This is a genomic window from Geothermobacter hydrogeniphilus (assembly GCF_002898515.1).
Classification (GTDB): Bacteria; Desulfobacterota; Desulfuromonadia; order Desulfuromonadales; family Geothermobacteraceae; genus Geothermobacter_A.
The window spans coordinates 1-9,599 of record NZ_PPFX01000068.1; the positions used below are offsets into that span (position 1 = coordinate 1).

The 9,599-nt window shown below is 60.8% G+C and carries 7 protein-coding genes; all 7 read right to left on the reverse strand.

Annotated elements, in window-relative coordinates:
* Positions 1-943, reverse strand: a 943-nt coding sequence (locus tag C2E25_RS17000; RefSeq protein ID WP_158247327.1) for a protein kinase domain-containing protein, incomplete at its 3' end; no start/stop codon positions are given.
* A 225-nt stretch (positions 944-1,168) separates the two neighbouring features.
* The gene (locus C2E25_RS17005; RefSeq protein WP_103116906.1) at positions 1,169-1,762 is read right to left on the reverse strand and encodes a hypothetical protein; all 594 of its coding nucleotides are present in this window, start codon (positions 1,760-1,762) and stop codon (positions 1,169-1,171) included.
* 17 nt (positions 1,763-1,779) lie between these two features.
* Positions 1,780-3,411 carry a serine/threonine-protein kinase gene (locus C2E25_RS17010; RefSeq protein WP_103116907.1) on the reverse strand — a complete coding sequence of 544 codons (1,632 nt, stop codon included), beginning with the start codon at positions 3,409-3,411 and terminating at the stop codon, positions 1,780-1,782.
* A 159-nt stretch (positions 3,412-3,570) separates the two neighbouring features.
* Positions 3,571-5,505: a PEGA domain-containing protein gene (locus tag C2E25_RS17015; protein ID WP_158247328.1), complete on the reverse strand. Its 1,935-nt coding sequence runs from the start codon at positions 5,503-5,505 to the stop codon at positions 3,571-3,573.
* Positions 5,506-5,517: 12 nt separating this feature from the next.
* Positions 5,518-7,935, reverse strand: coding sequence for an FHA domain-containing protein (locus C2E25_RS17020; RefSeq protein ID WP_103116909.1), 2,418 nt, complete (start codon positions 7,933-7,935; stop codon positions 5,518-5,520).
* A gap of 324 nt (positions 7,936-8,259) precedes the next feature.
* Positions 8,260-8,724, reverse strand: coding sequence for an REP-associated tyrosine transposase (locus tag C2E25_RS17025; protein ID WP_103116910.1), 465 nt, complete (start codon positions 8,722-8,724; stop codon positions 8,260-8,262).
* Positions 8,725-8,997: 273 nt separating this feature from the next.
* On the reverse strand, positions 8,998-9,599 hold a 602-nt coding region (locus tag C2E25_RS17030), incomplete at its 5' end, for a formylglycine-generating enzyme family protein (protein WP_103116911.1).

Consider the following 9,599-nt stretch of genomic DNA (forward strand, 5'->3'; position numbering starts at 1 on the left):
GCAAAAATCCGCCCACCAGCACCGCCGCCAGCAGGGCCCCGCCGAGCGCCCATTTGAGACCGCTGCCCTTGCCGGACGGGGTCGGTTCCTCCGCCTTCAGCACCTGGGTCTTTTGCGCTGCAGGTTTTGGTGCAGAGACAGGCAATTTGCCGGCCAAAGCGTCGTCGATCGCCTGCACCAGCTCGCCTGCATTCTGGTAGCGCTGCTCGGGGTCCTTGGCCAGCAGTCGCTCCAGCAGCGGCTGCAGCTTGCCGAGGCTCTGCGGCAGGCGCGGAACCGGCGCCTGAACATGCTGCATGGCGATGCCGACGGTATTGTCGGCATCGAAGGGCACCTGCCCGGTGAGCATTTCATGCAGCACCACCCCGAGGCTGTAGAGATCGCTGCGGCCGTCGAGGCTGCTGAGCCCCTGCGCCTGCTCGGGACTCATGTAGTGCGGTGTGCCGATGCTCATGCCGGTGCCGGTCATCTTGGTGCCGCTGCCGACCGCCTTGGCGATACCGAAGTCAGAAAGAACCGCAGTGCCATCCTTGCGGAAGAGAATGTTCTCGGGCTTGACGTCGCGATGGACGAAACCTTCTTCGTGAGCATAGCCGAGTGCAAGAGCCATCTGACGGGCAATGGCGAGAGCATCTTGGGGCGGCAATGCCTCCTGGCGAATCCGCTGTTTCAGATCGCCCCCCGGAACCAGTTCCATCGCCAGGTAGTAGTGATGCCCGGAAACACCGACGTCGTAAACCGCGAGAATGTTGGGGTGGTTCAACCGGGCAACGGTGCGCGCCTCTTTTAAAAAGCGCTCGCCAAAGCTGCGATCCGCCGCCAGCGCCGGCGCCATCACCTTGAGCGCCACCGGCCGGTCCAGCGATTCCTGCACGGCCAGATAGACCGTCGCCATGCCGCCGTGGGCAATTTCTTTTTCAATTCGGTATCCGGGGATGTTCATCGGATAGACCTCCTGAAATTTCATTCAACACGCCCCTGTAGGAGCGAATTTATTCGCGATTGGGGGTGGGTAGTTTGCATCGACAAAACCCATCGCGACCGGGAGGTCGCTCCCACATCAAAACCCGAAACCATCGCTCCCCTGCGAAAACATAACTCCGCTCCTCCCCCTTGGGGCAATCTCTGATCCAGTCCTTTTGGGCCGCCTCTGGACAACAATCTTCGATCAGATCAAACCCTCTTTTTTCAACTGGTCATGCATATCCTTCCAGGCGCTATAGAGGCGCACAATGGCGTCCCGGACCTGCTCACAATGCACTGGGCTGGTGTCACCGGGGATATTGATATCCCAGGCCAGAACCAAGTCGTTGTCGCGATCGAGATAAACCCGCTGGGGTGCCCAGTAACGCCTTTGAAAGGCGTTGCAAAATCCCTGGAACTGACGCACCTTGGTAATCCCCTTGAGCCTGATATTCTTGGGGTAGGCGCGAATCTGAATTTTGCGCTCATCAATAACATGAGTTTTCTTGTTGTGTGCTGAAGGGGTCGTGTCGACAAAAATCTTGATATTGTAGTCGTCGGTATCGGCCATGCCAAAGTTGAGGCGCAGGTAAACGTCGTCGGCATTCTTCTTCAAGACCTGCCGGGTCACATGCATCCCCTTGGACTCGAGGTAGTCGGCAATCTGCAACTCGACACTCTTTTCGTCCTGCGACGGAAACAGCAACGGGATGTCATCTGCGGCACGCGCCAACGAAGGTGCCGAAACCGAAACAGCCAGAAGATAGACAAGTGCCAAAACCATGATTGCGGATTTCATTTTGTCCTCCCTTGATTTCACTTGGATGAATGCTGCTGGATGGCCCTCTGCCATTCCTGCTGCAATGAGTTGTCTGTACTGGAAACCGGAACCTCACCGGTCGTGCCCTTGGAGTGTTGGCCGATAGCCCGCTGCCAGAGAGAAGCTACCCCTGTCGGCGCTGTCTCAGTCTTGTTCGGCACCGTCAGGCGCGCGACGCGATCGCGGCTTATGGCGTCCCGTTCTTTTTTCAACGGACCTACGGTGTCGCGGTCGGCCCGAGCAAGGATCTCGGACACCTGGTCGAAACGAATCAGGTAGGTTTTACACTTGTCAAACTTGTCCTTGTCGAGAGCCATGCGTGCCCAATCTAGATAGCGACGGGCAATCCCGGTCAGGCCGCTAATTGCTTCCTGCCTACCGCCGTCATACCCTAGCATCTTGCGGAAATATCCCATGGCGCTATCATCCTCAGGAAGGGTCAACCGTTTCTGCGCGAGGGCTTCGGATGCCTGCTGGCGCAGTCTGTCTAGAGGGGAAATCTTCGCCTTCTTCGGCTTGCCGGCCACCTGCAATATGGCGTCATCCCGGGACAGGTTCGCAGGCTGGGCGACCAATCTCGCAAGGGCAACCGCTTTGGTAGGAGCGGCTTTCAGCCGCGATGCCGGCGTCACCGCCCCACCACCACCGGCGAAGACTGGCTTTTTCCCCATGCCACCGTTCAAAAGCAAAAATCCCCCCACCACCAGTACCGCCAGCAGGGCCCCGCCGACAGCCCACTTGAGGCCGCCGCCCTTGCCCGCGGGCGCGGCTTTCTCGGCTTTCAGCACCTGGGTCTTGCGGGCTGGTTCCTGCTCCAACTTCTTTCCCGCCAACAGCTGATCAATGGCGGCCGCCAGATCGCCGGCACCGGCGAATCTCTCTTCCGGCTCTTTGGCCAGCAGTCTGTCCAGCAGGGGCTGCAGTTTGCCGAGAGCTGCCGGCAACTGCGGCAGCGGGTCGTTGACATGCGAATAGGCCACCGCCAGGGTGTCTTCAGCATCGTAGGGAACCCGGCCGGTCAGCATCTCGTAGAGCACGATGCCAAGGCTGTACAGATCACTGCGGCCGTCCACCTGCTTGCCCCGCGCCTGCTCGGGACTCATATAGTGCGGCGTGCCGATGCTCATGCCGGTGCCGGTCATCTTGGTGCCAGAGCCGACCGCCTTGGCGATGCCCAGATCGGTGAGCAGTGGGCGTTGTTCCTCGTCGAAAAGGATGTTCTCGGGCTTGATGTCGCGGTGAACGAAACCCTTGCGATGCGCGAAGTCGAGGGCCGAGGCGAGCGCCTTGATCCATTCCAGCGCCTGTTTCGGGTTGATCCCCACGACGATCTGCTGCTTCAGGTCACCGCCCGGCAACAGGGCCATGGCGTAGAAGTGAATGCCATTCTCTTCCCCGACTTCGAACAGGGTGACAATGTGGGGATGATGCAGCTGGGCTGCGGCGCGAACCTCTTTTTCAAACCGCCGCACCCGCTCTTCATCGCGGGCGAACTCCGGCGGCAGAATCTTCAGTGCCACCTGACGACCGAGCTGATCATCCTCCGCACGGTAGACATCCGCCATGCCCCCCGCTCCGAGTTTGTCGAGAATCCGGTATTTGCCGAGCTGGGTTCCCGAACCTGTCATAAATGCCTCCTGGTGTTGACACCTGTTTATCGCGAATAAATTCGCTCCTACAAAAAAAAACAAAATCAACGCGCCCCTGTCGGAGCGAATTTATTCGCGATTCGGGGTTTGCGCACCCAACCACGCAGGCCATCGCGGCTGAAGCCGCTCCTACAGCACCTATTGGCTGCCCAACTTGCCGCGGCGCAGAAATTTCTCGGAGCTGAAATCCTTCTTTTGGTCAACAACCCGGTAAGAAGCCATCACCTGGCGTTGGCTGAGGGCCTCGCCATTGCGGTAATTGACCAGCCAGATACGCCGGTAGTCGCCGAAGCGGCCATTGGGGCCGACTTCGTCGCGGCTGAGGTCGAGTTGTGCCGCCAGCGGGCCGCTGACGGTGAACTCCTGCCGTTGCCAGTGCTCGTAATCGGGACCGTCCGACAGCCGCACCAGCTTCTCAACCCGGGCCCGGCCAGCTACATTGACGATCTTTTTCTCGTTGATCAGCAGCGAGGTTTCGGGTACCCGGGCGTCAAACGGTGCCGGGGTATCGCTGACCAGCAGCAGGCGCCGCGGTTTTTCCTTCCAGGCAAGGCGCAGCGGTTCACTGCCGGCAGGAATTTGCGCCAACCACAGCCCCTCGGCAGCCTTGACTGACGAGCCATCCATCTGCGGCGCGGTCTTTGCCTCTACCACCAGCGTCAGGACACCATCGGCCTGTGAACGACTAATCGTCTCGCCACCTGCGGCGAGCTGCTCGTCCGCCAGATCGAGCAGCGGCAGCGGGGTCCGGGCCCGGTGCAGGGCAAAGGCCAGCCCGGCGGGTGAACTATCCCCGGCCGACAGCCGCACGGTGACGGCGGCAGGATCGGCCGCCCAGGGGAGCGTCCCGGTCGCGCCGGCGAACAGGGCCGTCGCCATGTCCTTGAATTCGGGATCGGGTCGCGCGTCCCGTTTCCACAACAACCATCGGGTTCCGCCACGTTTGACAGTCACCCGGTCACCCACGCGTAGAATGGCGTTCAGCGCCTGCACCAGTTGATCAGGTCCGCCGAAGGTCGCCAGAGCGGCATCGTCGAGGGTCATATCGATAGCCACCGGGTTGGCGACCCGCTGACCCGAATAATTCTGCTGTTCCAGCCGCAGCGCCTCGGCACGCGGCAGCCACTTGTCATGATAGCGACGCTGCTGTTGATCCAGGGGAATGGTGACCCGGTAGGTTTTGTCGCGTTTGAGACGAAAAGAGACCTCGCCCACCAGGCGATTGCGGGCATCGAGCTGCTTGACACCCTTCACCCGGTAGCGGCCGAAGGGGAGACGTCCGAGGTCGACACTCCCCTTGCCGAGTTTGCGCCCCTGGAAGAAAACGCTGCCACCCGGGGGATCGGTGTGAACCTGCGCCGTGCCCCTGGTCGGCACCGGCTTCAGGGTCAGCTTGAGATCCTGGTCCCGGGCCGCTGCGATGCGGACCTCCTGTTGCTGCGGGAAGTATCCTGACTTCGACAACGCAAGCTGATGAACCCCTTCCGGCAAATCCATGGAGAGCGGCGCCTGGCCCCGGGGTTCACCGTCTATGGCTACCTCAGCGCCCGCCGGCTCGGTCGCAAGCGACAAGTTGGCATACCCGGTGCCGAGATGGATCAGAATTTCTTCTTCCGTGTTCTCCTTGACATCGAGCGTGACATCCCTGGGCGTATAGCCGGCCAGGCTCGGCCGCAAGGTGAAACGCCCCCCCGGCAGGGTCAGAGTCCCACCGTCGGCGACACTGCGGTTGGTTTCAACCACCGTGACGGTTCCTCCGGCAGGGACGGTGTGAATCGTGAACCGGGAAAGAAGCTCTTCCGGCCCGGTTGGCACCACCACGCGTTCTTCATCAAAGCCGTTGACGGTAATCACGACACTGCCGGGGCTGTTGGGTACCTGGTAAGGGTCAAGATGGTACTTGCCCTGCGGCAGGTGAATCTTGCCACCGTCCGGGACAATGGTGCCGGTCTCCTTGACCTTGACCATGCCGCCCACGGGGCGGGTGGATACATAGACGGCCGAAAGGGGCGGCCCACAGGCAGCCAGTGAAAAAAGCAGCAATACGAGAAATAGTCTGGTCAAAAGTTTCATCATCGCCCCCTATTACATGCCATGCTGATCATTGCCGAGAAAAACCGGCCACAGCGCCTGGGATTTCGGTGCCACCCGGTTGAGCCCGTAGGAGACCACGGCACCGTTCTGGCTGGCAGCGATAATATCGACCATCGAATCGTTATTGACATCTCCCAGCAACGGCGAGGCGATAAAGCTGTCGGCACCCGGAACCTGAACCGGAAGGACCACCCTGCCGCGGGCCATGTCGACAATGCGGATGCCGCCCTGGCTGTCGAGTATGATCAGATCCATCAGCCCGTCATTGTTGACATCGTAGAGAGCCGGAGTCGCCTGCACGCTGACGCCAAGCGCCGAACTCCAGATCTCGTCGCCAGTGAGACTGTCAAGGACATGGATGTCACCGTTATCGGCCACGGCGACAACATCGGGAACCTTGTCGCCGTTGGCGTCACAGACAATCGGGCTGGCAAAAAAGCGCTGGCTTATTGCCGCGGTCCAGAAGGGGCGCCCGGTGTCTGCGTGCAGGGCGATGACGCCGCCGCCATCGGTGGCGACCACAATCAGCGCCTGGTCACCTGCCTGGACGAAGGCAGGCGAGGCGTAATAGACCTGGGGCACATTCGCCTCCCAGATCTGCCAGACCTTGCCGTTCTGGGTAGTTACGGCCAGAACCTGCCCCTGGTCGGTGACAGTGACGAAATCGTCCTGCCCGTCACCGTTGATATCCGCCACCAGCGGCGAGGTGATGGCCTTGCCGCGGGTCATCTCGGCGGTGTCCCAGATCTTCCAACCGCGTCCTCCGTCCAGGGCCACCAGGCCCTTGTTACTGGTCGGCACGATAACGTCGGGCTGTTCGTCGTCATTCACCTTCGCCAGCACCGGGCGATTCAGCACCGGGCCGAGGTTCAGGTTGCCGTCGGAACTCCACAGGGTCTGCCCGCGGCCGTTGAGGGCCACGACCTGCCCCGAGTTGCTGGCGACGACGATATCGTCGATGCCGTCCCCGGAAAGGTCTCCGGCCACCGGCGGCGCCAGGATTCGATCCGCCGCTTCGGCCTCGAAGATTTTCTTCCCTTCCGCCCCGTCCAGGGCCAGCACGAAACCGCTGGCGTCGGCCACCACCACGTCGAGGAACTGGTCACCGTTGATATCGGCCAGCACCGGCGTGGTCGGGCCGCGTCGTCCGGCGCTGAGCTGCTGCGACCAGGACTTGCCGCACTGCAGCTTGGCCTCGATCTGTGGCGGCGTGCCGGCCAGCTTGTCCTTGCCGAGGAAGAAGCCGAGGCCGCCGGCCACGATCAGGAAACCGACCAGCCCGTAGGCCCAGGCCGGGATCCCCTTTTTCGCCGCGGTCTGGCTGGAGGTGCGGGTTGCCTCATCCACCGCCGAAAGAACCTGGGTCCCCGAAACGGAGGCGGTGCCGTCCTCAAAACTCAGCTCGACCTTGCCGAACCGGAGCTTGTCACCCGGCTTGAGCTGCCGGCTGGTCACCTTGTCGCCGTTAACGAAGGTGCCGTTGCTGGATCCGCTATCCTCAAGCGTCCAGCTGCCGGCGGCCGAGGTCAGTCGGGCGTGGCTGCCCGACACCGTAGCATCATCAAGGGCGATATCATTGGCTGCCGTACGCCCGATGGTCAGCGAATCCCCCTTGAGCGGATAGCGCTTGCCAGCGCTATCAACCAGTGCCGCGATCGGCGCCTCGAGTACCTGGGTGCCGCTGCCGCTGGCGGGACGCACTGCCGTGGCATTGACCGCCTGGCGTACCGACGTCTTGGCCGAATCCCCGGCCGGGCCTTCGACCTTGAAGACGACCTTATCGAAAGCAACCTGGTCGCCCGCCTTGAGGGTTACCCTGGCAGTTTTTTTGCCGTTGACGAAGGTGCCGTTGGCGCTGCCGAGGTCCACCAGGGTCAAAACGCCACCGGAAAGTGCGATCTCGGCGTGTCGACGGGAGATCATTTGATCATCAATGGTGATATCGCAACCTTCACGACCGATGATTTTCTTGCCGGTGACGGGAAAGGTTTTTCCGGCAACAGCACCGCCCTGGCCGACCAGCATCCAGCCGCCCACCCCGGGACGCACCTGGGTCGCGTTGGGCGCCGCCCCTTTCAGGTCGGCGTCGGTGATCGCCCTGCTGACCTGAGTCGGCCGCCGTTTTTCGGTATCGACGACTTCGGCCTCGACCTTCTCGAAAGCAACCTTGTCCCAGGCCTTCAGTTCCTGGCGCCCGACAACCTTCTTGCCGTTGACGAAGGTACCGTTCGAGCTACCGAGGTCAACCAGGAACGATTTTCCGTTCTCGGTCTGGATTTCGGCGTGAAAACCGGAGACTCCGGCCGCATCGAGGACAATGGTGTTGGACTTGTCCCGACCGATGGTGATGCGTTGTTGGGTCAAGGCGACCGGTTGCGGCCCCCCTTTGATGAAATTCAATTGCAACATGATGTCACTCCTTTCAGAAATAGGGTTCAAGTCCCAAAACTCGATTTAAAATTCAAATCCTGATCGCGGCTGATGCCGCGCCAACAAAAACCAAAATTATCGGCCCCCTGTAGGAGCGAATTTATTCGCGATTCGGGGTTCGTGGCCCGCGCCAACAAACCCATCGCGGCTGAAGCCGCTCCTACAAAAACACCGAAATCACCGCACCCCTGTAGGAGCGAATTTATTCGCGATTCGGGGTTTGCGGTCAACGCCAACAAACCCATCGCGGCTGAAGCCGCTCCTACAAAAACACCGAAATCACCGCACCCTGTAGGAGCGAATTTATTCGCGATTTTCCGCCACAAACCAGATGCCATCCCAATGGGGATAATCCATGACATTCCTGACCAACCCCGCGCGAACCGGGTTCGCGACCAGATACCCCGCAACCCGCACCAAATCTTCGTCCCATCGTAACGCATGGTCGTGATAGCCCTTCTGCCAAATGCCGCCAGGGATCCCTGTTCCTGCTGCGCTGCGCCCCTTGACCTGTTTCATCAGCTCTGCCAGGGTTCCCGCCTGAAGCCGAAACAACCAATGCAGATGATCAGGCATAATCACAAAGGCCAGGCTCTCGACCCTGCCCTCCCGTTCTGAACGCTGCATGGTGAGAATCAGTGTTCGGGCATGGTCAAAATTGGTGAAGACCTTCGAGCGGCCCCGGGTCACAGCTGTAACCAGATAGGTCTGGCCGGGAATGGAAACACGCCCTTTACGCAGGTTCCCTCCGTGTGGTGCCTCATCCATGAGACGTCCCCCCATTGTGTTTATCCCCCTGTAGGAGCGAATTTATTCGCGATCGGGGTGCGATACACGCCCAAAAATCTATCGCGGCTGAAGCCGCTCCTACGAAAAACAAAAGGCGCTTATCGCGAATAAATTCGCTCCTACGAAAATCTCTTCATCTTGCGCCGCTGTCGCGGCGAATCACATCAAACAGGCCTGCGCTCCGGCGCACAACCGGCAACGGTCCGGGCGGCTCCGCACGCCCTACCCTTTGCCGCTCGGCGCGCCTCCGCGCTACGAACCTGCAGGGAGAGCAAGCCGAAAGCCAAGGCTGCCGTAGCGGCGGCCCGGCCCGCTCCTGACGCGATAGGCCGAGCGCAGGCCGCCCGGCGCGTTGAACCAGCCGCCGCCGCGATTCACGCGGTCGGAGCCTGATGACGGCCCCTGCGGGTTGTTGCGTGGACTGTTGCCATAGTAGCTGCTGTTGTACCAGTCACTCACCCACTCCCAGACGTTGCCGCTCATGTCGTAAAGGCCCAGTCCGTTCGGACGCTTCTGGCCGACTTCGTGGGTGCGGTTGCCACTGTTGCCGTCATACCAGGCCACGGCATCGACATCGTCGCCACCACAATATTTTTCATCTTTGCCGCCGCTGCGGCAGGCGTATTCCCACTCCGCTTCCGTCGGCAACCGGTAGGGGGCGATTCCTGAATCGCCCCTACGCTGATTTAACTGGCGGATGTAGCCCTGTGCATCGTTCCAGCTGACCTGCTCTACGGGGCGATTGTTTCCCTTGAATTGGGACGGGTTATTGCCGGTGAGCTTCTGATACTGAGACTGCGTTACTTCATACTTCCCCATATAAAAAGCATCCACGCACACCTCGTGAACCGGCT

Bases quoted from the DNA above. Each gene is read 5' to 3' on its own strand.
- C2E25_RS17015 (WP_158247328.1), bottom strand. From the start codon at position 5,505: ATGAAACTTTTGACCAGACTATTTCTCGTATTGCTGCTTTTTTCACTG.
- C2E25_RS17025 (WP_103116910.1), bottom strand. From the start codon at position 8,724: ATGGATGAGGCACCACACGGAGGGAACCTGCGTAAAGGGCGTGTTTCC.
- C2E25_RS17010 (WP_103116907.1), bottom strand. From the start codon at position 3,411: ATGACAGGTTCGGGAACCCAGCTCGGCAAATACCGGATTCTCGACAAA.
- C2E25_RS17005 (WP_103116906.1), bottom strand. From the start codon at position 1,762: ATGAAATCCGCAATCATGGTTTTGGCACTTGTCTATCTTCTGGCTGTT.
- C2E25_RS17020 (WP_103116909.1), bottom strand. From the start codon at position 7,935: ATGTTGCAATTGAATTTCATCAAAGGGGGGCCGCAACCGGTCGCCTTG.